The sequence below is a fragment of the Rhizobium sp. 'Codium 1' genome (assembly GCF_020889605.1).
Taxonomy (GTDB): domain Bacteria; phylum Pseudomonadota; class Alphaproteobacteria; order Rhizobiales; family Rhizobiaceae; genus Allorhizobium; species Allorhizobium algae.
In genome coordinates this window covers 94,499-117,975 of record NZ_JAJGPW010000009.1, presented here as the reverse complement: position 1 = coordinate 117,975, position 23,477 = coordinate 94,499, and the positions used below count along the sequence as shown (strand labels likewise).

The 23,477-nt window shown below is 61.9% G+C and carries 21 protein-coding genes; 10 read left to right on the top strand and 11 right to left on the bottom strand.

What is annotated here, in order from left to right; genetic code table 11:
• Window positions 1-41 precede the first annotated feature (41 nt).
• Entirely contained in the window at window positions 42-761 is a 720-nt protein-coding gene (locus LJE98_RS19100; protein ID WP_229576855.1) for a ParA family protein, read from the top strand.
• 115 nt (window positions 762-876) lie between these two features.
• Here LJE98_RS19100 and LJE98_RS19095 read toward each other — a convergent pair whose 3' ends face one another.
• Window positions 877-2,232, bottom strand: coding sequence for a L,D-transpeptidase (locus LJE98_RS19095; protein ID WP_229576854.1), 1,356 nt, complete (start codon window positions 2,230-2,232; stop codon window positions 877-879).
• A gap of 188 nt (window positions 2,233-2,420) precedes the next feature.
• On the opposite strand from LJE98_RS19095, the gene LJE98_RS19090 reads away from it, so the two are divergent.
• The 4 genes from LJE98_RS19090 to LJE98_RS19075 all read left to right on the top strand — a co-directional run bounded on the left by LJE98_RS19090 (window position 2,421) and on the right by LJE98_RS19075 (window position 4,543).
• Entirely contained in the window at window positions 2,421-2,873 is a 453-nt protein-coding gene (locus LJE98_RS19090) for a MarR family winged helix-turn-helix transcriptional regulator (protein WP_229576853.1), read from the top strand.
• Complete coding sequence (locus LJE98_RS19085) at window positions 2,870-3,697, top strand: DUF4432 family protein (protein ID WP_229576852.1); 828 nt, start codon at window positions 2,870-2,872, stop codon at window positions 3,695-3,697. The genes LJE98_RS19090 and LJE98_RS19085 overlap by 4 nt, the downstream gene beginning before the upstream one ends.
• Window positions 3,698-3,780: 83 nt before the next feature.
• A complete protein-coding gene (locus LJE98_RS19080) occupies window positions 3,781-4,119 on the top strand; it encodes a TIGR01244 family sulfur transferase (protein WP_229576851.1) in 339 nt (112 codons plus the stop codon).
• A gap of 82 nt (window positions 4,120-4,201) precedes the next feature.
• Window positions 4,202-4,543 carry a RidA family protein gene (locus LJE98_RS19075; RefSeq protein ID WP_229576850.1) on the top strand — a complete coding sequence of 114 codons (342 nt, stop codon included), beginning with the start codon at window positions 4,202-4,204 and terminating at the stop codon, window positions 4,541-4,543.
• A gap of 73 nt (window positions 4,544-4,616) precedes the next feature.
• Here the strand turns inward: LJE98_RS19075 and LJE98_RS19070 are convergent, their stop codons facing one another.
• The 3 genes from LJE98_RS19070 to LJE98_RS19060 form a co-directional block, all read right to left on the bottom strand.
• Window positions 4,617-6,269 carry a thiamine pyrophosphate-binding protein gene (locus tag LJE98_RS19070; protein ID WP_229576849.1) on the bottom strand — a complete coding sequence of 551 codons (1,653 nt, stop codon included), beginning with the start codon at window positions 6,267-6,269 and terminating at the stop codon, window positions 4,617-4,619.
• A complete protein-coding gene (locus LJE98_RS19065) occupies window positions 6,266-7,465 on the bottom strand; it encodes a CaiB/BaiF CoA transferase family protein (protein ID WP_229576848.1) in 1,200 nt (399 codons plus the stop codon). The genes LJE98_RS19070 and LJE98_RS19065 overlap by 4 nt, the downstream gene beginning before the upstream one ends.
• Window positions 7,466-7,623: 158 nt before the next feature.
• Complete coding sequence (locus LJE98_RS19060; RefSeq protein ID WP_229576847.1) at window positions 7,624-8,550, bottom strand: alpha/beta hydrolase; 927 nt, start codon at window positions 8,548-8,550, stop codon at window positions 7,624-7,626.
• Window positions 8,551-8,803: 253 nt separating this feature from the next.
• Here LJE98_RS19060 and ettA point away from each other — a divergent pair, with 253 nt between their 5' ends.
• From ettA to metF, 3 genes are all read left to right on the top strand, one after another.
• On the top strand, window positions 8,804-10,453 hold the full coding sequence (gene ettA, locus LJE98_RS19055; RefSeq protein WP_229576846.1) for an energy-dependent translational throttle protein EttA: 1,650 nt from the start codon (window positions 8,804-8,806) through the stop codon (window positions 10,451-10,453).
• Between the two features lie 148 nt (window positions 10,454-10,601).
• Window positions 10,602-11,609 carry an ArsR/SmtB family transcription factor gene (locus tag LJE98_RS19050; protein ID WP_229576845.1) on the top strand — a complete coding sequence of 336 codons (1,008 nt, stop codon included), beginning with the start codon at window positions 10,602-10,604 and terminating at the stop codon, window positions 11,607-11,609.
• On the top strand, window positions 11,610-12,518 hold the full coding sequence (metF, locus tag LJE98_RS19045; RefSeq protein ID WP_229576844.1) for a methylenetetrahydrofolate reductase [NAD(P)H]: 909 nt from the start codon (window positions 11,610-11,612) through the stop codon (window positions 12,516-12,518).
• 507 nt (window positions 12,519-13,025) lie between these two features.
• On the opposite strand, the gene LJE98_RS19040 is transcribed toward metF, so the two are convergent.
• The 4 genes from LJE98_RS19040 to LJE98_RS19025 all read right to left on the bottom strand — a co-directional run bounded on the left by LJE98_RS19040 (window position 13,026) and on the right by LJE98_RS19025 (window position 17,151).
• Window positions 13,026-14,213, bottom strand: a complete 1,188-nt coding sequence (locus LJE98_RS19040; RefSeq protein ID WP_229576843.1) for a lytic murein transglycosylase — start codon at window positions 14,211-14,213, stop codon at window positions 13,026-13,028.
• Between the two features lie 103 nt (window positions 14,214-14,316).
• Window positions 14,317-15,096, bottom strand: a complete 780-nt coding sequence (locus tag LJE98_RS19035; RefSeq protein ID WP_229576842.1) for a glycoside hydrolase family 25 protein — start codon at window positions 15,094-15,096, stop codon at window positions 14,317-14,319.
• Window positions 15,097-15,235: 139 nt separating this feature from the next.
• Window positions 15,236-15,904 carry a class I SAM-dependent methyltransferase gene (locus LJE98_RS19030; protein ID WP_229576841.1) on the bottom strand — a complete coding sequence of 223 codons (669 nt, stop codon included), beginning with the start codon at window positions 15,902-15,904 and terminating at the stop codon, window positions 15,236-15,238.
• Window positions 15,901-17,151 carry a DUF3419 family protein gene (locus tag LJE98_RS19025; RefSeq protein ID WP_229576840.1) on the bottom strand — a complete coding sequence of 417 codons (1,251 nt, stop codon included), beginning with the start codon at window positions 17,149-17,151 and terminating at the stop codon, window positions 15,901-15,903. Before LJE98_RS19025 ends, LJE98_RS19030 begins: the two co-directional genes overlap by 4 nt.
• A 138-nt stretch (window positions 17,152-17,289) precedes the next feature.
• Between LJE98_RS19025 and LJE98_RS19020 the strand changes: the two genes are divergently transcribed.
• Both LJE98_RS19020 and LJE98_RS19015 read left to right on the top strand, forming a co-directional pair.
• On the top strand, window positions 17,290-18,831 hold the full coding sequence (locus LJE98_RS19020; protein ID WP_229576839.1) for a putative bifunctional diguanylate cyclase/phosphodiesterase: 1,542 nt from the start codon (window positions 17,290-17,292) through the stop codon (window positions 18,829-18,831).
• Window positions 18,832-18,924: 93 nt separating this feature from the next.
• Window positions 18,925-20,292 carry a serine hydrolase domain-containing protein gene (locus LJE98_RS19015; protein WP_229576838.1) on the top strand — a complete coding sequence of 456 codons (1,368 nt, stop codon included), beginning with the start codon at window positions 18,925-18,927 and terminating at the stop codon, window positions 20,290-20,292.
• A 15-nt stretch (window positions 20,293-20,307) separates the two neighbouring features.
• On the opposite strand, the gene LJE98_RS19010 is transcribed toward LJE98_RS19015, so the two are convergent.
• The 3 genes from LJE98_RS19010 to LJE98_RS19000 all read right to left on the bottom strand — a co-directional run bounded on the left by LJE98_RS19010 (window position 20,308) and on the right by LJE98_RS19000 (window position 23,287).
• The gene (locus tag LJE98_RS19010; protein ID WP_229576837.1) at window positions 20,308-21,261 is read right to left on the bottom strand and encodes a transglycosylase SLT domain-containing protein; all 954 of its coding nucleotides are present in this window, start codon (window positions 21,259-21,261) and stop codon (window positions 20,308-20,310) included.
• Between the two features lie 129 nt (window positions 21,262-21,390).
• Window positions 21,391-22,026: a LysE family translocator gene (locus tag LJE98_RS19005; protein ID WP_229576836.1), complete on the bottom strand. Its 636-nt coding sequence runs from the start codon at window positions 22,024-22,026 to the stop codon at window positions 21,391-21,393.
• Window positions 22,027-22,072: 46 nt separating this feature from the next.
• The gene (locus tag LJE98_RS19000; protein ID WP_229576835.1) at window positions 22,073-23,287 is read right to left on the bottom strand and encodes a pyrophosphate--fructose-6-phosphate 1-phosphotransferase; all 1,215 of its coding nucleotides are present in this window, start codon (window positions 23,285-23,287) and stop codon (window positions 22,073-22,075) included.
• Window positions 23,288-23,477 lie beyond the last annotated feature (190 nt).

Sequence of the window (23,477 nt, the reverse complement as noted above, 5' to 3'; positions counted from 1 at the left end):
GAGCGATGAGCCGCTCGGATCCGACCTCCCAAGGAAACAGCATGCCAGTCATTTCTTTTGCCAATGCCAAGGGTGGTGCCGGCAAGACCACCGCAGCCCTCCTTCTCGCCACCGAACTGGCACATCAGGGATATCGCGTCGCCATCCTTGATGCCGATCCGCAGCGCTGGATCACCCAGTGGTTCGAGATCTCCGGTCCGCTCGGCAATATCGAGATCGTTTCCGAAGTGACCATCGCCTCGCTCCAGGGGCATATCCGCGAGCTTTCCCGCACGAGCGACTACATCATTATGGATCTCGCCGGTGCGCGTGACGCCATGGTCACCACAGCGATCGGACTTTCCGACCACGTGATGATCCCCGTTCAAGGCTGCGCCATGGATGCCAAGGGTGGCGCGCAGATCCTCGATCTGATCAAGCTGATGGAAGAAGCCGGAAATCTGGTCATCCCGCATTCGGTTGTCTTGACCCGCGTCACTTCCATGGTGACCACACGGGCACTCCTGACCATCAAGGGGCTGCTGTCTGCCCGCGGCGTCAATGTCATCAACACGCCGATCGCCGAGCGCAGCGCTTACCGCGAGATTTTCGACTGTGGTGGCACGTTGTATTCGATGGATGCAGCGAAGATCAGCAATCTCGACAAGGCCAAGGAAAACGCCAAGTCGTTTGCCTCCGAGGTGATGTGCCTGCTGCCGGTCAAGGTCATTCGCTCCAGCGAACCGCGTCGCCTGTTCCGGCTGGTGCGGTCGGCGGCCTGAGGACATCGCGCTCAAATCCCGAAACCAAAAAAGACCGCCGGTAATGCCGGCGGTCTTTTTTGTGTGGTTGGGTGACGTCCAATTGCAAGACGTGAGGACGCGAAACTGCTCTCGGCTACTCGACGAATTCCACCGTCACACCGGCCTTGACCATCTTGGCAAGTTCGGTCGCGTCCCAGTTGGTCAGGCGAATACAGCCATGGCTCTGGGTGCGGCCGATCTTCGACGGTTCCGGCGTGCCGTGGATGCCATAGGTGGGTTTGGACAGCGCGAGCCAGACCGTGCCGACCGGGCCGTTGGGACCCGGCGGAATCTGCAGGACCTGGGTGTTGTTGCCCTGCTGGAAATTGACCTTCGGATTGTATGTGTAGCCCGGGTTGAGCGCGATGCGTTCGATCGTCACCGTGCCAGACGGCGAGGGCGTGTCGGCTGAGCCGATGCTGGCCGGATAGGCGGCAACGAGGCTGCCGTCCTCGCCATAGGCTAAGACCTGCTTGAGCCCCTTGTTGGCAACGATCCGGGCAACATTCCCCTTCTTGGCCGGTCCGGGCTCGACCACCTTGATGATCGTGCCGGGAATCGAGAAGTCGACCCCCGGATTCAACTCGCGCAGATAGTCTTCGTCCATGTGGAAACGCTCGGCCAGCATTTCTGCGGTCGAGGTATAGGAGAGGGCCGGCAGTTGCGCCTTGTGGGCGTAGTCATCAGGGATCGACGCGACATAGGGGCCTGCTGCGTCGCCGGCCGTGATCGTGTAGTTGTTGATCGCGAGGCCGCCGGACAAGCGCAGGCGCTCCAGGATATCCTCGGCATTGTTCGGGTCGAGCGTTTCGCCGGTAATCTGCTCCCAGGCCACGATTGCCTTGTTGACGTTCTGGCCCATCTTGCCGTCGATCACGCCGGGCGACACGCCTTCGCGATCGAGAAAGACCTGAAGCGCCGTGATCTCCAGTCGTGACAGGTTGCTCTTCACCGGGATGTCCGGTGTCACGGTTCGCGCAGGAGTGTTGTCCGCAGGAAGAGGCAGGTCCGGACCGCCATAGGGCATGTCCTGCGGCATCTGGTCGATCGGCACCTGGTCACCCGGCATCGCATCGGGGATCGAGGCGGTGGTGACGTCGTCGTCCCAGCCGCGCGGGGCAGCCCAGGGATCCTGATAGGGATCGTTCACGCCCGGCAGGCCGCGATTTCCGCCGCGGTTCTGGGGCGGGTAGTAGCTCTCGGCGGGAATTTCGATCGCGACGATATTACCTCTCCGGTCGATGAGAACGGTGCGGCCCATGCGGTCACGGCTGATGACGACTTCGCCAACTTCCGGCACATAGTCGAGAATATCGCCTTCCGGCGAGATCAGCAGGGTGTGCGAGTTGCGATCGCCATAGACGGATTGCGCCCAGGCGGGGGGCGTCAATGCAAATGGAGCGGCGGTCAAAACCGCCAATACCAAGCCAGAATTCCTGAAGTCGAACACGATGCGGTTTCCTCGTCTGAATCGGCGACAAACGCGAGAAATTTGACACTAATGTGGAAAAGGTGAATTCATAATGAATATTGAGTTAACTCGCTGTGGGGGCGGACGAGAAGAACCGGCGTCGATGCAGGGCAGCATCACCGGTTCGAGGGGGGGAAATGCAGGAACGACTGAGGATGGAGGCCTTCATGCCGTTCAGGCTGCTGCGCGTGGCCGAGAGCGTCGATAATGGCTTCACACAGTTCTGTGGCCCGGAAGACGAGCTGTCCTGGTCGGAATGGCAGGTTCTCTGGTCGCTCGGTGAGCGCAGTCCCACGACGGCAAAGGCGATCTCCGGTCATTCCGGCCTTTCCAAGACCAAGATCAGCCGAGCGGTGAAGGTTCTGGAAGACAAGGGTTACCTGATGCGTCGGAAAGACCGGTCGGACCGTCGATTCGAACTGTTGACGCTGACGTCTGATGGCCAGCAGAGATTCGAGCGGCTGACCGAAGAAGCCGCGGCCTTTCAACGCTGGCTTGAGCGCAGTGTGAACAGCGATTATCTGTCCTCGCTCGACAGCGGACTCGTCGGCCTTGAAGATCTCATCTTGATCGGCCATCTCCGAGCTCCGCAGCGACAGGCCGAGGAACCTATTGCATGATCATGTTTTCCGGTCCCAGGGGACCGCGTCTATCCCTCGACGAAGGCTCGGTGTTCGATATCGGGTCTTGCGTGGTGGACGGTATCGATCTCGCTCCCGGGCGGGCGATCCCCGATGACGGCGATCCGCGGATCGACCATTCGCTCGAAGGTTTCCTCTTCACCTGCGGGCCGGATCATATTCGCCACCGCGCGCCGGTGGCCGGGGCTGATACTTTTTACCCGCTGCATGGCTCCTTGTCCGCGAATCCGGCTCATTCGATCGACATCGCGATGGACGGGGATGATTGCCTGGCCCGGGCGGTCGTCGATGTGGAGCTTGCCGCCGGCGGAAGGGCGCAACTGCGGCGGCAGTGGCGGCTCAAGGGCGAGAGCGGCGAGGTGCAACTCGCCGACACGGTGGTCAATGTCGGCGATACGGCTTTTCCGACATTCCTCATGTATCACATGAACCTTGGTGCGAAGCACTTCGATGCCGGTACGCGCCTCGAGGGGGCGATGCTGGACAGCGGCGGGCTTGCCTGGGCCTTCGGCGAGGGGGATGGCGGCATTTTCTGCGTGCCGGCTGGGCATGGCGGCTGGGCGGAGTTGAGGCTCGGTCCAATCGCGGTGATCGGCGGAAAGCGGCTGAAAGTGCGGTTCCGGACGGATACGCTGCCACATCTGCAAGTTTGGCGAAATCAGAAGGCGCCGGCCCATGTGCTCGGGATCGAGCCGGTCTCGCATCGATTGGCCGATCGTGCCGACCTGGAGGCGGGCGGCGAATTCGACATTTTGCAGCCGGGCGACAGTCGCGACTATGGGCTGGCGTTTTCCTTCGTTTGAGGTGGCACTGCATGGCCGGCCGCATTGACGGTCACGGATGCCCGTCGTAGATGTTTGGCCCACGGAATTGACGAGGAGCCCCGATGAACATCCGCCAGATCAACGAGGAATATTCGGTTAGTGGCCAGATCACGGTCGAGGAGGTCGACGAGATCAAGGCGCTCGGCTTCAAGTCGATCGTTTGCCATCGTCCGGATGGCGAGGAAATGGGCCAGCCGGAATTCGCAGCCGTCGCCAAGCGCGCGGAAGAACTCGGGCTGAAGATCGCGCATGTGCCTGTGGGCCCGATGGGTGTCACGCCGGATGCGGTTGCAGGCATGGTGGATGCGCTCGATGACTTCGCACGGCCCATGCTTGGCTATTGCCGTTCCGGTGCGCGTTCGACTGCGACCTACGAGCACGCGCAGCGCCAGCGGGGCTGACCTTTCATCTCCATTACCCGTGGCCGGGCCATCGCGTCCGGCCCGTTCGTTTTTCAAACCAGCCTCAAGCAGGAGATTTCCCATGAGCATCAAGCGTATCGAACCCGGCAAGCGCATGAGCGGCGCGGTCGTTCACGGCAATACCGTCTATCTCGCCGGCCAGGTGGGTGAGGGCTCGACTGTCACCGAACAGTCGAAGTCGGCGCTTGCAGAAGTCGACCGCCTGCTGGCCGCTGCCGGTTCGGACAAGTCGAAGATCCTGCAGACGATCATCTATCTCTCCGACATGTCGACCTTCGCCGAGATGAACGCCGTCTGGGAAGGCTGGGTCGACCCGGCCAACCCGCCGGCCCGTGCCACCAGTGGCGCGCCGCTCGCGACGCCTGACTATCTGGTCGAGTTCATCGTCACGGCTGCTCTCTGATCTTCAGCGCAAATCATAATACGAAAAGGCCGGGAGCGATCCCGGCCTTTTCTCTTTGCAGTTCAATGGTCTGTCACGCCCTGTTGCGAATTTGAGTCAAGGTGCGCGTCGGCGTGATCGCTTCCGGATCAAGTTTGATCTCAATGATCGCAGGCTTTCCGCTCGCCCGGGCGCGCAGGAAGGCGGGGGCGAAGTCTTCCGTTTTCTCGACGGTTTCGCCGTGGCCGCCATAGGCCCTGGCAAGGGCCGCGAAGTCGGGATTGGTCAGGTCGGTGGCGCTGACCCGACCGGGATATTCACGCTCCTGGTGCATGCGGATCGTGCCATAGATGCCGTTGTTGATCACGAGCGTGATGATCGGCAGGTTGTAGCGCATGGCGGTCGCAAATTCCTGGCCATGCATCATGAAGCAGCCGTCACCGGCAAAGCAGACGACTTCGCGCTCGGGAAAGAGCTGCTTGGCAGCGACGGCCGCCGGCAGGCCGTAGCCCATCGAGCCTGAGGTGGGGGCGGCCTGGGTGTTGAAGGCCTGGAAGCGGTGGAAACGGTGCAGCCAGGTGGCATAGTTGCCAGCGCCATTGGTGAAGACTGTGTCCTTCGCCGTGTTGTCCTCGATCCACTCCATGATCTCGCCCATCTGCACCGTGCCAGGACTCGCCTTCGGCGGGGTCGACCAGGCGAGGTATGCGGCATGCATGGCCTCGGTGCGGTCGGCCCAGACCGGAGCCGTGGGCGCATCAAGGCTGGCGAGGGCTGAGACGAACTCGTCGGGTGCGGCACAGATGGCAAGATCGGCGCGGTAGACGCGGCCGAGTTCGGACGGGTCCGGGTGCACGTGAACGAGTTTTTGCGCCGGGTAGGGGATGTCCATCAGCGTGTAGGAGGAGGAGGGCATTTCGGAGAAGCGGCTGCCGAGCAGGATCAGCAGGTCGGCTTCCTTCACTTCTTTCGCCAGCGCCGGGTTGATGCCGATGCCGACATCGCCGGCATATGACGGATGCAGGTGGTCGAAGAGCATCTGGCGACGGAAGGAGCAGCCGACCGGCAGCTTGAACTTTTCCGCAAAGGCCTGGATGCCGGCGACGGAGGCCTCGCTCCAGCGGGTGCCGCCGAGCACGACCATGGGGCGCTTGGCGGTTTTCAGCATCTCGCCGAGGGCGGCGATCTGGCTGGGACCGGGATGCGCCTCGACCGGGGTGTAAGCCTTGGCCTGCGGGGCATCGACCTCGTCGAGCAGCATGTCCTCGGGCAGTGTCAGGACGACCGGGCCGGGGCGACCTGAGGTTGCGACGGCAAAGGCCCGGGTGACGAATTCCGGGATGCGGCGGGCATCATCGATCTCGCCGACCCATTTGGCGAATTCGGTAAAGGCACGGCGATACTCGACTTCCTGGAAGGCTTCTCGCTCCTTCATGTCACGACCGATCTGACCGATGAAGAGGATCATCGGGATCGAATCCTGTTTTGCGACATGCAGGCCGGCAGAAGCGTTGGTGGCGCCCGGACCGCGCGTCACCATACAGATCCCGGGCTTGCCGGTGAGGCGGCCCCAGGTGTCCGCCATCATTGCGGCGCCGCCTTCCTGGCGGCAGACCAGCGTCTCGATGCCGCTGTCTTTCAGCGCGTCGAGCACGGCGAGATAACTTTCGCCGGGAACGCAGGAAACGCGCTCGACGCCATTTGCCTTGAGTGCTTCGACGATCAGCGCTCCGCCGGTTCTCTTCATTGCGTCTTCCTTTCCAGCTCGGCCAGTTCGGCCAGGATTTCTTCGCCGTGCTCGCCGATACGCGGGCTCGGGCGCTCGTAGCGCAGGGGGGTCTCGGAGAGCACGATCGGCGTGCGCACGCTCGGGATCGCAGTGCCCTTGTCGTCGGCGAGGTCGATCTTTAGGCCGCGCGCCTGTATCTGAGGATCGGCGAACATTTCCTCGATCGAGTTGATCGGCCCGGCCGGCACCGCATTCGCCTCACAGGCGGTAAGCAAGTCGCGCTTCTGCCACTTTACTGTCTCGGCGGTGACGGTCGCGCGGACATCGACCTTGTGGGCGACGCGGGCCTTGTTGGTGGCAAAGCGCTCGTCTTCGGCGATCGCCGGGATGCCCAGAATCGTGCAGAGACGCCTGAACTGCCCGTCATTCCCGACGGCGAGGATCAGGTGACCGTCGGCGGTGGGGACCACTTCATAGGGGCTGATATTGGGATGGGCATTGCCGAGCCGCGTCGGCGGCTTGCCCGAGATCAGATAATTCATGTTCTGGTTGGCGAGTACGGCCGACATCACGTCGAGCAGCGCCATATCGACGAATTGGCCTTGGCCTGATTTCATCACGTGAATGATGGCGGCCTGGATCGCGGTTACGGCATAGATACCGGTGAAGATGTCGGCGATGGCAACGCCCGCCTTCATCGGTTCTCCGTCCTTTTCGCCCGTAATCGACATGAAGCCGGACATGCCCTGGACGATGTAGTCATAGCCGGCGAAATCGGCATAGGGGCCGTTCTGGCCGAAGCCTGTGATCGAGCAATAGACGAGCTTCGGGTTGACGGCTTTCAGGCTCTCGTAGTCGAGGCCATATTTCTCAAGACCGCCGCGCTTGAAGTTCTCGATGACGACATCAGCGGAAGCGCAGAGACGGCGGACGATGTCCTGGCCTTCCGGCGTTTTCAGATCGATGGCTATCGAGCGCTTGTTGCGGTTGGTCGAATGGTAATAAGCGGCCGAAAGGTTTTCGCCATCGTCGCCCGTCACGAAGGGGGGACCCCAGGCGCGGGTGTCATCGCCGCCGTCTGGGTTTTCCACCTTGATCACGTCGGCCCCGAGATCGGCCAGCATCTGGCCCGCCCAGGGGCCGGCGAGCACACGGGCGAGTTCGATCACGCGGATGCCGGCAAGCGGTGACGGGGCGGAGGGTTTGGCGGTCATGCGCGATCCTGTGAGCTGTCGTCAAGCCTGCGGATCCGACGCTCTCGGATCGTTTGCCATGACAAGAACTGCTGTCAGTTGAGCTATAGTGCCGGTTTTTAGTCTCCGCACCTGATATTCTCTCATGGCATCATTCCGTTTCGGCAAGAGATCGCCTGTCAGGGGGAGAGACTGCCGAGCCATGTCAGAAAATCGCCAACAGCTTTTTCACGGCCGATCTCGTTCAGCGTCTCGTGGCGCATGCCTTCATAGACAGTGGCATCGACATCCGTCATGCCGGCATCCAGCATGCGCTGGCCGAGCCAGCGGATCTCGCGGCCCTTGTTGGTCGCAGGATCCTCGGCGCCACCGACGAGATAGACCGGAAGCCGCTGTGGCAGTCGGGCAAGGCGTTCCGCGTCGGCTCCGGCAAAGGTGAAGCGGAAAATGTCGCGCCACATCGAGACACTGGCGTCGAAGCCGCAGAGGGGGTCGGCAATATAGGCGTCCACCTCTTTCGGATCATGCGACAGCCAGTCGAAGGCCGTGCGGTGACCCGGGATGGCGCGGCCCCAGGCAGCAAAGGTTGCCTTCGGCAGGACCAGCGACGGGACATCCGAGCCCTTCAGCATCTGTTCGAGATAAAGGACGCCCTGGGCGAAGCGCCCCGCAAGGCCGGGATTGAAATTGGAGTTCCAGATCGACAGCGCGTGGAAGGCCTGAGGGTTCTCAATCGCCACATTCAGCGCGATCAGGCCACCCATGGAATGGCCGAATAGTATGATCGGCAGCCCGGGATGCGCGCTGCTCGCGAGATCTCGCATCGCAACCACGTCGTCGATGGCCTTGGCATAGCCGTTCTTGCGCGCAAAAAGCCCAAGGCTTGCGTCCGCAGCCGTGGTCTCGCCATGGCCGCGATGGTCATGGGCGTAGACGTGATAGCCGTGCGCAGCCAGCGCTTCGGCAAATGCCCGGTAGCGGCGGGAATGTTCTGCAAGGCCATGACAGACGATGACGATGCCACGCGGGGCAGTCTCAGACTGTTGATGATGATAGGCGAGACGGGCGCCGGTCGGTGACTGGTGAAAATTCAGGTCTGAAAACATTCGGTTCTCCCTTGGCGCGATAGGAGGATATCTCGACCCCTTGTGCAAGACTGGTGTTCTCCGGCTTCCTCAAATGGTGGAGATGCATCTTGTTCGTTGCGCGTCGGTTGACTGAAGGTGCGGTCGATCCGTCAGAAGGGGGCAGAGGCCAGATCTCCGGTATTTTCCGTCGATTGCCGCCTCCCTGCATTGCTCCCTCGGCGCAATTCGCCTACATAGCGGCAAATTCCCATTTCCGCCGGAGCAAGACCCCATGGCACGCCAGTTCATCTATCACATGTCGGGACTCAGCAAGTCCTACGGCGCCAAGAAGATTCTCGAGAACATCCATCTCTCGTTCTATCCCGATGCCAAGATCGGCATTCTCGGCCCGAACGGGGCCGGTAAGTCCACCGTGCTGCGTATCATCGCCGGGCAGGACAAGGAATATACGGGCGAAGCCTGGCTCGCCGAAGGTGCGACTGTGGGTTACCTGGAGCAGGAACCTCATCTCGATCCGGCGAAGAATGCTTTCGAAAACGTCATGGAAGGTGTGGCCGACAAGCAGGCCGTGCTCGACCGCTACAACGAACTGATGATGAACTATTCCGACGAGACGGCGGAAGAGGGCTCCAAGCTCCAGGACATCATCGACAGCCAGAACCTCTGGGATCTGGAACAGCAGGTCGAAATGGCGATGGAAGCTCTGCGATGCCCGCCGAAGGATGCCGACGTCACGCTGCTGTCGGGTGGTGAACGCCGCCGTATCGCGCTCTGCCGCCTGCTGCTCTCGCAGCCGGACCTGCTGCTGCTCGACGAACCGACCAACCATCTGGATGCCGAGACGATCGCCTGGCTCGAAAAGCACCTGCGCGACTATCCCGGCGCCGTCATGATGATCACCCACGATCGCTACTTCCTCGACAACGTCACGGGCTGGATCCTCGAGCTCGACCGCGGCCGCGGCATTCCCTACGAGGGCAACTACTCGGCTTACCTGCAGGCGAAGGCCAAGCGCATGCAGCAGGAATCCCGAGAAGATGCCGGCCGCCAGAAGGCCATTTCACGCGAGCAGGAATGGATCGCCTCCAGCCCGAAGGCCCGCCAGGCAAAGTCCAAGGCGCGTATCAAGGCCTATGAACAGCTGGTGGATGCCGCCGAAGGCATCCGTCCGGGCGATGCGCAGATCATCATCCCGGTCTCCGAACGTCTCGGCCAGGTGGTCATCGAGCTCGACGGAATCACCAAGGGCTTTGAAGGCCGCACGCTGATCAACGATCTCTCGATCAAGCTGCCGCCGGGTGGCATCGTCGGCATCATCGGCCCGAACGGTGCCGGCAAGTCGACGCTGTTCAAAATGATCACCGGCCAGGAAAAGCCTGATGCCGGCTCGATCCGCGTTGGTGAGACTGTGCATCTCGGCTATGTCGACCAGAGTCGCGATGCGCTGGACGGTTCGAAGACCGTCTGGGAGGAAATCTCGGGCGGTGCCGAAGTCATCAAGCTTGGCAAGTTCGACATGAACTCCCGCGCCTATTGCGGCGCCTTCAACTTCAAGGGCGGCGACCAGCAACAGAAGGTCGGCAATCTCTCCGGTGGTCAGCGCAACCGCGTGCATTTGGCCAAGATGCTGAAGGCCGGCGGCAATGTGTTGCTGCTCGACGAACCGACCAACGACCTGGATACCGAAACGCTCGGCGCGCTCGAAACGGCGCTCGAGAATTTTGCCGGCTGCGCCATCATCATCAGCCATGATCGCATGTTCCTCGACCGTCTGGCGACGCATATCCTCGCCTTCGAAGGTGACGGCCATGTCGAATGGTTCGAGGGCAACTTCGAGGATTACGAGCAGGACAAGATCCGTCGGCTTGGCCCCGATGCGCTTAATCCGGGCAGCCAGTCCTACAAGCGCCTGACGCGCTGAGGCATAAGCTTCAATACCCAAAGAGGGCCGGGCCGAAAGGTGCCGGCCCTTTTTGCTGACCGCAATCCACGTTGCCGACAAGTTTTGACTTGCATCCGGCGCCAATGAGACATAAAGATATCTTTATGTCGTTATTGCGGTGGTGCTGATGAGATTGGGCGTTGATACTCTTGTGGATGTGCTGAAGGCGGCCGGGGAGCCGACGCGGCTTCGTTTGCTGATGCTTCTGTCGTCCGGCGATCTCACGGTGACCGATCTTACCGAAATTCTCGGGCAATCGCAGCCCCGAATCTCCCGGCACCTGAAACTGCTGGCTGAAGCGGATCTGATCGACCGCTATCAGGAAGGGGCCTGGGCCTATTTTCGCCTGAAGCAGGACGGCGCCGGGGCCGCACTCATACGCATCCTTCTCGACGCTGCCGAAGACAGCGATCCCGTCTTGCAGCGCGACCGTGACCGGCTTACCGCCGTCAAGCGGGCGAGAGCCGAAAAGGCGCAGGCCTATTTCAGCCGCAACGCCTCGGAATGGGACGAGCTGCGCCGTCTGCATGTGAACGACGCCGATGTCGAGGCCGCACTGTTGCAGATCGTCGGCACGGAACCGGTCGAAGCCATGCTGGATCTCGGCACGGGGACCGGCCGCATTCTACAGCTGTTGGCGCCGCGCTTTCGTCGAGCGATCGGTATTGATGCCAGCCGGGACATGCTGGCCGTCGCCCGCTCCAACCTCGACAAGGAAGGTATTCTGTCGGCGAGCGTCCGTCATGGCGACATCCTGAACCTGCCGCTCGATGCCGGGGATTATGATCTCGTCACCATCCACCAGGTATTGCACTTCCTTGAAGAACCGGAGCTGGCGCTTGCCGAAGCCGCGCGCATGCTCAAGGTCGGCGGCCGCCTCGCAATCATCGATCTCGCGGCCCATGTGCACGAATATCTGCGCGATGAACATGCCCATGTGCGTCTCGGCTTCTCGCATGCCGTCATGGCCGAGTGGCTCGGACGGCAGGGCCTGTCCGTCGAAAACGTGATCGACCTGCCGCCGGAGAGTGCTGCCGGACGCGGGCTGACCGTGACGATCTGGCTCGCCCGGCGCATGGCCGCCGTCGCAGACACACCCCAGGACCAACCACTTGCCTTGACCGGGAGCAGATAGATGACGAAGACCGAGCGGCCGATCGCCAAGACCTCTGACCTCAGGATCTCCTTCGAGTTCTTCCCGCCCAAATCTCCTGATATGGACGCGCAGCTCTGGCAGACGGTAGAAGCACTGCAGGCCTACCAGCCGGATTTCGTCTCCGTGACCTATGGGGCAGGCGGCACCACGCGGGAGCCGACGCTTGCGACCGTCAAGCGCCTCATTGCCGATACGCCGCTTTCCACCGCGTCGCACCTGACTTGCGTCGCTGCGACGCGCGAGGAAGTGCGGGCAGTCGTCGAGGAATTCCAGGCGGCCGGAGTTCGCCATTTCGTGGCGCTTCGCGGCGACCCGCAGGGCGGTGTCGGCAGTCGATATGCGCCGCATCCGGGAGGCTTCGCCAATGCCGCCGATCTCGTGGCAGGCCTTCGCGATATGGGCGACTTCGAGATTTCCGTCTCGGCCTATCCGGAACGGCATCCCGAGAGCGAGAATGATGTAGTCGATCTCGACATGCTGAAGCAGAAGGTCGATGCCGGGGCAACGCGTGCGCTGACGCAGTTTTTCTTCGACAACGACATTTTCGAACGCTACCTCGAACGGGTCCGCGCGGCCGGAATCACCATACCGATCGTGCCCGGCATCATGCCGATCCAGAACCTGACCCAGCTCAAGCGTTTTGCGGCGATGTGTGGTGCAAGCATTCCCTCCTTCCTGGATGCCCGCTTTGAGGGCTCGGACGGAGATCCGCGGGCACGGGCCGCAATTGCCGCCGACATTGCGGCCGAGCAGATCGCGGACCTTTCGCGGCGCGGCTTGCAGGACTTCCATATCTACACGATGAACAGGGCTCCGCTCACGATTGCGACCCTCGACCGTCTCGGCTTCTCGGCAAAGGCAGAAAACGTATCGGGCGCTGCCGCCTGAGCTGTGTTGTCGCTTCCTGCAGAAAAGGCGCATGACGGTAACCGTCATGCGCCTTTTGATGTTTTGAATTTATGAATTCTGGAGAGGCCTGGTTCGGCCAAGCCATGGGCGTTGGTTCATTCGACCTGTGTCAGATGAACAGCATCGTGGCTACGAAAACAAACGCTGCACCTACGATCAGGACATTGATAGAATTGGTCAGTCCCATGTGTGCCTCCTCGCGTTGACTGTTAGATATTATGTCTGATTTGTGTCTATGCAAGGGCTAATCGGTGTTGCGCTGCGGAAAGCGACGAGTATCTGAATATGAGACTAGTTTGATAAGCATTCTGGATCAAATGTTTGGCGTCGATCTCGGGGTGTTAATGAAGTTTAATATCCGTGAGGCTTCGGGGCTGTGCAAAAGTGATCTTGCCGGGTGTCTTTCGCGTGTCGCGCTCGCTACCGCCAAAGAAAAGGCCGGGGCAGCAGTGCCACCCCGGCCAAAAACCATGCTGACCCTGTGATTCAGAGTGCGTTGAGGAGTGCCGGCGTCGGCCAGCCGTCGGCGGGAATGCCAACCCGCTGCTGCTCCTTTTGCACCGCGACCCGGGTTCCGGCTCCGAGGATGCCGTCGATCTTTCCCACGTCGTGGCCGAGCCCCTGCAGCTTCGTCTGCAATGCTGCCATCTGATCGACGTCGAGGCCCGGTTCAGGGTTGCCCTTCTGATAGGCCGGCGCACCGCCGAAGCGGGTGGCAAAATAGGCGGCCGAGGTCGTGTAGATGAAGGATTGGTTCCATTCGAGGTAGATGTTGAAGTTCGGATAGGTGATGAAGGCCGGACCCTTGCGGCCTTGCGGCAGCACCAGCGACGCGGGGAGGGCGGAGAAGCCGGTGTCGCCGTCGCGTGGCTGAACGCCCAGTGCAAACCATTCACCTGCGGTCATCGCGCCGCCGAGGCCGGATTTATCGAAGGGAAGGGTCTCCGGGATCGTAACTTCCTGGATCCAGGGCTCGCCGCGCTTGAAGCCGAGATGCTGAATGAACTTGGCGGCCGTCAGGATCGCGTCTGGGCTGCTCTGCTTGACGTTCACGTGGCCGTCGCCATCGCCATCTATGCCGAATTCGATGATGTCCTTGGGCAGCATCTGCACCTGGCCGATCTCACCGGCCCAGGCACCGGTATTGCTGGCGGGGTCAAGGTCGCCGTGCTCGACCATCTTGATCAGGGAGAGGAGCTGCGGCCGGAAGAGTTCTGGCCGGCGGCAGTCATGGGCGAGAGTGACGAGGGCATTGCGGGTGTTGAAATCACCCTGGACGGCGCCAAAGTCGGTCTCCATGGCCCAGAAGGCCGCGATCACTCCAGCCGGGACGCCGTATTCCTGTTCGGCGCGGGCGAAAACATCGGCAAACTGCTTGATCTTCTGACGACCGATGTCGAGCCGGGCCTGGCTGACAGTGCGACCGGAGAATTCGAGAAAGGTCTGGCGGAAGACGCCCTGCGAGCGGTCGCGGGAGAGAACCTTCTGGTCGATGGCGGCGCCGGCCAGTGCTCTTGCGGCAATCTCCGGCGGGGTGCCCGCTGCGATCGCTTCCGTCTGGACGCCTTCCAGAAAAGTCGCGAGGTCACCGCCGCATTGCTGCTGGGCCTGCACGAGGCCGGTCGAAGCGAGCAGGAGGGCGAGGGGGAGCGTATGACGCAGGGCTTTATTCATCAATCGGTCCTTCGAGGGTTTGCGCGCGCCGGCCTTTCAGCCCCGCGCCGTCATGCCGGCCACGGATGGCAGGTTCTGCGGAGCCTCTACAGATCGTTTGCGATCATTTCGAGACGGTTGCGACCCAATTCTGCCAGTTCTTCTGGCTTCCCGCAAAGACGTTGATATCGGTTCCGCCGCGAATGCCCGGAACGACGCCGGTCGAGGTGTATTGCCAGAAGGCCCAGCGGCGGTCGGGATAGATCTCGGTCGGATGCTGGGCGACGGCCCGGACCCAGAAATGGTGATCCTTGAAGGCGCCTTCGAGATTTTCCCGGTGGAAGTCGACCGAGGTGTAGATGATGGGGCGCTTGCCGTAATGCGCTTCGATGCGCTGCATGAAGCGCTGCATTTCGCTGCGCACGGTGGCGGCATCCGGCCGCAGGCGGCATGTCGGGGAACTCGGGTTCCATTCGACATCCAGCACGGGCGGCAGCAGATTCGCTTCGCGCGGCACATTGCGGATGAACCAGTCCGCTTGGTCGTCAGCCGTGGAGCAGAAATAATAAAAATGGTAGGGCGCATGCGGAATACCGGCGGCACGAGCGCCCTGCCAGTAGTCGTGGAAGCGCGGATCGAGCCTGTCACCGCCCTCCGTCGCCTTGATGAAGACGAAGGAAACGCCAGACTTCTTGACCTGCCGCCAGTCGATGTCGCCGTTCCACTTCGACACGTCGATGCCGTGCACTTCGTGGCGGTGCGGTGTCTTGCCATCAAAATGCTGGGGATCGGTGTCGTGGAAGCGCGGGGAGACGGACGCCGTCTCCATCAGGTCATAGGACCCTGAGGTACAGGCCGTGACAGCCATGCAGAGGGGAAGAAGAAGTGCAGAGAGCCACCGCATGCAGGGTCCGTCGGCTGAGAATTGAAATTACATGCCCCCAGGCGGTGCAACGAAGACGAGACGTGGGAGATCGTCCACCACCCTGCGTCCATCATGGTTAATATCGCGTTATATGCAATCTTGCGCGTGCAGGGAAACTTCAGCGCTTCAAGACGGCGCGCCAGGCATAACCGCGCCAAAGGGGCTCGAAGCTGAGCTGCAGGCCATGAGCGGCCGCGCGCTGTTCCAGGACATCCCGAAGGTTCGGGCGTGGCGTCACGTGAAAGCGGGTGAGCCAAGCCTGCAGCGTCGTGCGGAACCATCCGGGCAGCCGTTCCTGCTGGCCGAAGTCGACAATGTGCAGCGACCCATCCGGGGCCAGCGCCTCGATCGCGCGATCGATGGCTGCCTGCCAGTCGGGGATCATCGACAGGGCATAGGAGATGATCACACGGTCGAAACCGTCGCGCCGGAAGTCGCTGGCGCAGAAGGCCGTGGCATCGGCGACCTGCAATTCTGGTGGATGGATATCGGCTGAGAATTTCGCTCTGGCGGTCGCCAGCATCTCTGCCGAGATGTCGAGGCCGAAGAGCAGGGCAGTCGGGTAATGGTGCCGCGCAAGCACGAGATTGCGGCCCGTGCCGCAGCCGATTTCAAGCAGTGAAGCCTTGGGCGGCATGTCGAGGCCGGCAATCATGCGGTCGCGACCGAGCAGGTAGTACTTGCGGGTCAGGTCGTAGATGTGCCGTTGGTAACGGTACAACCGGTCCATGCTTTCTGCATGCTCCCGCGATCCGGCCTGGTTGAGAACTACAGGTCCGTCGTTCATGCCGGGCGCTTCTCGTAGAGATGGAAGCCGCCATAGATCGCGGAACGATCCTGCCGGTTAAGCGCCTGCGAGCGGTCAGCCTGATAGTTCCACTGGTCGAGGAGGGCTGGTGCGAGCTTGCCGGTCAGGATGGAGTCTTCGGCGGCCGTGCGGAAGATCACACGGGCGCCGTCCGAGGCCGTTCGGGTGATCTCCGTCCAAAGTGCGTTCAGTTGTTGCTCGGTCATCCAGTCCTGGGCATCCAGCAGGACATAGCGATCGACACTGCCTGCCGGCTTGTTCGCCAGCAATTCGGTGAAGTTCGCATGATGGACCGTCACACGATCAACCGATTGGCGGATCGCCGGATAGTGGCTCTCGTGCAAATAGGTCGGGAGAATGCCTTCCTCCGGCTTCGGATAGCGGCGCATGAAGGCTTGCCAGGCAAAATAATTGTCGCGGAGCAGGAAGTGGCAACACAGCTTTTCGAGGCGATGGCGCAAGACGGGCGCGATCGTGCCGTCGTCTGCCAGCGAGGCAAGCTCGTCATATTGCTGTGGCGGGATCCCGAGGCCGAAGAGCGAGCTCTTGCGGCGGGTCAGCCAGCGGATCAACGTCTTGTCGAAGAGGGGTGCGATGCGGCTGTCGAAGAACAGGCGCTGTTCGCGCAGCGAACGGGTCTCTGCCAGCTCTTCCAGACGCACGCCATGGATGCGGGCGATCAGGTGGCCAATGGCAATGAATCGGCCGAGCAGGCCAGTGCGGTAGATATTGCGGTTGAAGACGGAGATGCGCCGACGTCCGCTCAGGCCCCTCGTCTCCCAGTAGTTTCGTGTCGCCGTGTCAAGATTGGGTGCAACATGACGGTCGTACATGCGAACGTTGGTCGCTGTGCCCTGTTCTGCGAGCAGGCGGCGGACCGAGGCGTGATCCGGCAGGTGGCGAAAGGCCGCGAGCTTGAGACGGTTGAGGGCCACGTGGTTCGGATTGAGATCGACCACATCGATCGAGGCCGGACGTCGGCTCAGATAGGCAAGCATGTTGCAGCCGCCCGAGCCGATGGTGACGATGCGGTCCCCTTCGTGCAGATCCATGGCCTCCATGTCGACGTCAGGATCCTCCCAGATCTGGGCGTAGACGAGTCCGGAGAACAGAAGACCGAAGAGGCGCTCGGAAAGGCCTGCCGCCGACAAGGGCGCATGCTGCAGCAGGGCGTCCTTCAGCTTCTCGTTTCCATGAAATCCGGCATCAGGTGCAATGTCTGTCATGTCGATCCGCCGTCCTTTGCGTTTCACGGCGTGTAGCTATCGCGTGCTACAGTTTGATGACGTGCGGAGCCGTCGGCGGTAACCGAATATCAATGCATTTCACACAAATTGTCCTCAGTTATTTTAGGGGTGTTTAACATGATGTTAAGTGAAATCCCGCTCGGCAGACGGCTGCGTTACAGTCTTGCCGGGCTTGTGGGCGGAGCCGTGGCGATTGCATTGCCTGACGTTTCCGAGAGCGGATTCACCGCCCTATCCACAGTTTTGCTCGGTGATTGGTCAATTCTCGCAGCGTCCAGCCTGCCGCTGGTGGGCGCTGCGGTTGGCTGGCGACTAGCGGCCTGGGATGCACTCCTGCGTGAGCGTATCCGCCGGCTCGAGGGCGGAGCATCGGAGCTTGCCGTCGCCTCGCAAGTCGATCGATTGACCGGACTTGGTACACGGCAGGCGCTCGCTTCCTTGGGGCGTCCGTCTCGCGGTGCGCTGCTGCTGATCGATCTCGACCGCTTCAAATATGTGAACGACACGCTCGGTCATGCGGCAGGGGATGCCTTGCTCGTCGCGGTCGCCGAGCGCCTGCGCCGGGCAGCCGGTGAGGAGGCGCAACTCTTCCGGCATGGCGCCGACGAGTTTGCCGTGGTGTTGCCAAAGGTGACGCAGCGGGCCGTTGCGGAGTTCGTCTGTCTGGAGATCGAACATGCATTGGCGCAGCCGTTCGAACTCGCCCACGGGCGGGTGCTGGCGGGCGTCAGCATCGGTGCGACGCTGATGACGGCACAGGACAAGGATATTTCATCCGCCCTGCACCGTGCCGACCTCGCCCTCTATGGCGCGAAGGAAGTCTTCGGGCCGAGCCACGCCTTCCATGACGAGAAGCTCGCATGCGAGGTGATGGAGGCGTTGGAACTGGAACGCGATCTGTCGCGTGGCTTCGTGGACGGCGAATTCTATCTCGAATACCAGCCGATCGTAGCGGTCGAGAATGGTGATGTCCGGTCGCTCGAGGCGCTATTGCGCTGGCATCATCCGCGGCGCGGCCTAATCACGCCGGACGTGTTCATTCCATTGGCGGAAAAGACCGGCATCATACAGGTCATTGGAAAATGGGTCGTGCAACAGGCATGTGCCGCAGCTGCAACCTGGCCGGCCCCGACGGGGGTCAGCGTCAATGTCTCCGGTGATCAGTTCAAGGATCCGTATTTCGTCACGCATATCCTCGATTGCCTGGTCGAGACCGGGCTTGCACCCGAACGCCTGACGATCGAGGTCACGGAAGCCGTGTTTTCCATCGATATCGACCTTGTCTGCCGGTGTCTCGCCGAACTCCGGTCGGGTGGTGTGCGCATTGCGCTCGACGATTTCGGCACCGGCTTCTCCTCGATCAACAATCTGAGGCTGTTCCCGCTCGACGAGCTCAAGATCGACCGTTCCTTCGCCTGCCAGATGCTGGAGACGAGCCAGGGTGCCAAGCTGGTCGACCTGATGCACAAGCTGTCCGAAACCTTCCAGATCAGCACGACGATCGAGGGCATCGAGACGAAGAACCAGCTCGACTTCATCAAACTGCTCGGCATTGGTGAGGCACAGGGTTTCCTCTTCTCCAAGCCTTTTGCCGCCGCAGAGGCTCTGGGCTATCTGCAGGCGCGGCTGCCTCGGCCCGTCGCGTCCGCCACTCCTTGAAAGGGCATGGGAAAACCTCCCCTGCCTGCCATCCGTCTCTTTCGCCTGTCATCCTTTCCTGCTTGGGTAGCCGGAATGTGAGGAGACGGGCGGATGCAACGAGCGATCAAATGGGGCCTTAGACTGACGGTGGCGCTGGTTGCCCTCGTGGCGGTCGGTATCGGTGTTGTCCTCGTCTCTCCTCCGGATCTTCTAAGGGTCGGAACCGGTTACGCTGCCAAGATCGTCTGCTCCAACGTCTTCATCGCCGGCCGCGATGCTGACGAGGTGCTGCGTGACGATGTCCAGGCGCCGGGGCATCCCCTGTTGAAGCTGGTCGGTGTAGACGTGGATCTGGAAGGCGGCCTGGTGCGTGCGGCCATGCTCGGGATCGTCGCGCCGGCCCATGCAGTCTACCGCACCGGCCTCGGCTGCGCAGTTGTGGCAGAAGCGGATATCGGCCTGGCGCGTCGTTTGGCTGCCCCGGTCTCGGAGGCTGTGCCGGCCGACGAGGCCCTTGCCTGGCCGGAAGGTGAGGCCGTTCCTACCCCGGATCCGGATCTCGCGGACGTTCTGGGTGATGCCGATCTGCTCGGCGCTTCCGCCCGCGCCGTCGTGGTCGTGAAAGACGGGCAAATCGTTGGCGAGGCTTATGGCCCTGGCTTCAACGAGCGGACGCCGCTGCTCGGCTGGTCGATGACGAAGACGGTCACAGCGGCCTTGCTGGGGCTGCTGCAGGGGGAAGGGCGCATCGACCTTGAGGCGCGCGCACTTTTCCCCGAATGGTCCGGGGATGCTCGCCGCGAGATCGCGCTTGCTGATCTGCTCGCCATGCAAAGCGGCCTGCGCTTCAACGAAAACTATGGCGATGTGACCGACGTTACCCGCATGCTCTATCTCGAGCCGGACATGGGCGCCTATGTCGCGTCGCTGCCCTCGGAGGCGCCCCCAGGGACGCGCTTCAACTATTCCTCGGGAGAAACCGTGCTCATCTCCCGCTACTGGATGTCGCGCTTTGCGGACCAGGCAGAGGCGCTGGCGTTTCCGCGACGGGCACTCTTCGATGCCCTCGGGATGCGCAGCGCCGTGCTGGAGCCGGATCAGGCGGGAACCTTCGTTGGCAGTTCCTACCTCTATGCGACAGCACGGGATTGGGCGCGGTTCGGCCTGCTGATCGCCGAGAGCGGCAATTGGGCAGGCCGGCAGCTTCTCGATCCTGCCTTTGTGGCGCGTATCACCGAACCCAGCGAGACGTCTGACGGCGCCTACACGAGGGCGCAGGCCTGGCAGAACGGTCCGCAAGGCGCGGATAACGATTTTGGCTTGCCGGAGGACACTGTCTGGATGCTCGGACATGACGGCCAGTCGATCGCCGTCATCCCGTCGGAGCGGTTGGTCGTCGTGAGACTGGGGCTGACGCCGCGGCGGTTGGAATACAGGCCCCAAAGACTGGTCGAGGCTGTAAGGGCGGCCCTGCGCTGACGCGGGCCGGTGCCGTTACTGCACGAGGTGCAGGAGGCCCTTTCGCTTCGCATCGTAATAATAGCCGCGAGCGTAGAGGCGGACAGCCTGATCGTGGTCATTGTCTGCGACGACCCAGGCGCCCTTCAAATACTTCACCGCATACTTGATGTTGGTTTCCGCGTCGAAAAGACCGTCTGCCGGACCGCTGTATCCCATGGCCTTGGCCGTGTTGTAACGGATCTGCATCAGGCCGTAATTGCCCTTGCTGTAGGCGGCGGGGTTATAGCGGCTTTCGCGGTGCACGACCCGGTGCACGAGATCGACAGGAATCTCGTAAACCCGCGAATACTTCTCGATCAGTGCATTCAGTCGCGTCGGTCCGACGGTTTCCGGCTTGCGCTGGGGATCGAGCACAGGCGGTTCGCCGGGTGGGGTCGTGTCGAAGGGGTCGCCGAAGCTGGTCAGGGCCGTCGTGCGCAGTGGTGCGGCATAGGCCAGAACCAACGGCTTTTGTTCCGTGGTCGCGGTCGTGGATGCGGCGGTCGCAGCTGGTGTAACGCCGGGTGGTGCGAGTGTCGCTTCGGTGGAGGCTGCCGCAGCGGTCATCTGCTGGGCGCCGTTCGCAGACTGTTCGGGCGTGGTCATCATGGCCAGGGCATCGGTCGCAGCCGTCTGGGGTGCTGCCGGCGACAGGGCGGATGCCTTGAGCGAAGGGATCGGCGCGGCAGTCTCGGTGCCCGGGATGACTGGCGCGGGGCCGGGATTTGCCGCTGCAAGTTCGTCAGGTGTCATCGCCGTGGCGGCTGTGCCGTTCATCGCGGCTTCGGCCGCGGTCGCAGCGAGCATTTCCGGCGATTTTGGATTGGCGACCGGTGCGGCGGCGAGATCCGCCTTCACGCTTTCGTCGATCGCGGTGCATCCGCCCAGCCCAGCCAGGATTGAAGCAGCCATGCAAAGAGCGATGCTGCGGTCTGTTCTGACGATCATGCCACTATCCATTACGAGACGCACTCGACGTCACCGGCAAATCAGCCGGCGGTCCGTTTCCAATTCTTAGTCTATGCCCGACATTGCGGCAAGCTTACGCCAGCGCGTGTCCCGGATGTGGGCAATTCCTCAAGCCGCGATCTTCCGATAGCCAGCCGTGACCGCCTTGGCCGCGATCAGGACGGTGCCGCCCGAGCGGTTTACCGTTCTGCGAACTGCATGTTTTTTGATGGTTTTCCGGAGGCGCTCGGCGAACAGCGCATAGGGCAGGCAGGTCAGGGCCGAAAGAAGGACGAAGATGCTTCCAAGGGTAACCGCCTGGGCCAAAAAGGGGCTCGCAGGCGTCAGGAATTGCGGCAGAAGTGCGGCCACCACCAGGCTGGCACGCGGGTCGCGGGACTCGCTCTGGAAACAATGCGCGATGACTCGCAGCGGCTTTTCTTCCGGCAGATTATCGTTGTCGGCGATCGGTTCGCTGCCAGCAGGGGCGCGGGAGAGGCCGAGGCTGAAAAGCAGGAGGCAGGCGAGCCCGATCCATTGCAGGACGGTGAAAGCCGTCTGAGACACGGAAATCACGGCCCAGCACAGTGCCAGTGTCGAGGCTGCCGCGAACATGGAGCCGAGGGCCACGCCGGGTATGGTGGCGAAGGCACTCTTCTTGCCATGGGCGAGGGCATAGGACAGGACCTTGCGCTTCGACCGGCCAGGCACAACCAGAAAGGTCGTCGCAACGACCGCGAACAGGATCCAGGTAAGTTGGGGCATCGCACTCACTCCTCCAACAAGAGGAAGCCAGCTTTCGGCGATCAGGTCAATGGATCGGGCGGTACTTCTGGCCCAGATAGTCCATCACTTCTGCAAACCAGGGTGTGCCGAGGTCGAACGGCTTGCCACCCTTGATGCGGGGGAACTCGATAATGCGCAGGCGGCCGCCCTGGTCCTCGTCGTGGCCGGTGACGCCGGAGACCTTGCCGAGTGCGCCTTCGACAGCGAGATCGACCATGCTCTGGATCAGACGCAGGTCTTCGTAATTGGCCGGGGCGGAACGCGCGTAGTAGCCCGATTTCTGGACCATAGAGCGGTCGGCATCGAGCAGCTTGGAAAAGTGTTTCTGGAACCAGTTGCCGACATTGATCGTGTCGAGCTTCACATGGCCGAAGGCGTCGCGCTTGACCTCTTCGCCGGCAGCCTCGCGGTCGGCGACGATCTCTTCCATGCAGGCACCTTCGGAGACAAAGAGGGTGACGAAGCCCGTGCGATCCATGATCCGCTTCAAGCGGGTGGCTTCGCCGTCCATGTCGAAATTGGTCTCCGGCAGATAGAGCCCGTCAATGTTCTTCAGCTCCTCGTTCATCAGGAAGCCTTCGACATATTCGTTGTGCTGTGTGCGCTGCATATAGGCGCGGGCGGTTGCTGCGGTCAGCCAGCCGCAGTGGCGGCCCATGACCTCGTGAATGACGAGCGTGCGCGGCGAGGCGCTCTGCTCGTTCGAGACATGGTCGAAGAAGCGCGCGCCGACTTCCGCTGCAGTCCAGGCGCCCAGCGTCTGCTTGATCGGGTAGACGTCATTGTCGACCGTCTTCGGCAGGCCGACGACTGTCAGGTCGTAGCCGTTCGCGCCGAGATAGGCGGCAAGGTCGGCGGCCGTGGTGTTGGTGTCGTCTCCGCCGATCGTGTGCAATATGGTGACGCCGTCAGCCGCGAGGCGTTCGGCTGCAACGCGGAGCGGGTTCTCGCCTTCCTTGACCAGGCCGCGCTTCACGCAATCTGCCACATTGGTCAGCTTCACGCGGCTGTTGCCGATCGGCGAGCCGCCATAGCGATGCAGGAGGTAGGCCTTCTCGCGCATCTCCCTGGTGATCTCGATCTTGTAGTCCATGAGCAGGCCGCGGAAACCGGACTTGTAAGCGATAAGCTCGGCCTCGGGTGCGATGTCCGTATAGCGCTCGATCAAACCGCCGACTGCAGACGAGAGACAGGGCGCGAGGCCCCCGGCGGTCAACATCGCGACTTTCTGCTTGGCCATCATTCCTCCTCGGGCACCGTGATCGCCCGTCCGTCGTCTGGTTCAGGTGGCAAATGGATGCGACAGGCGAGACGCGCTGTAAAGCCAAAAAATCAAGGAAAACGGGTGTTTCGCCCGATTTCACGATGCGTGTCCGAATATAATCGTTTCAAATTGCGGTGCCGCTGCCGCCCCCTCCCGGGATGAGGTT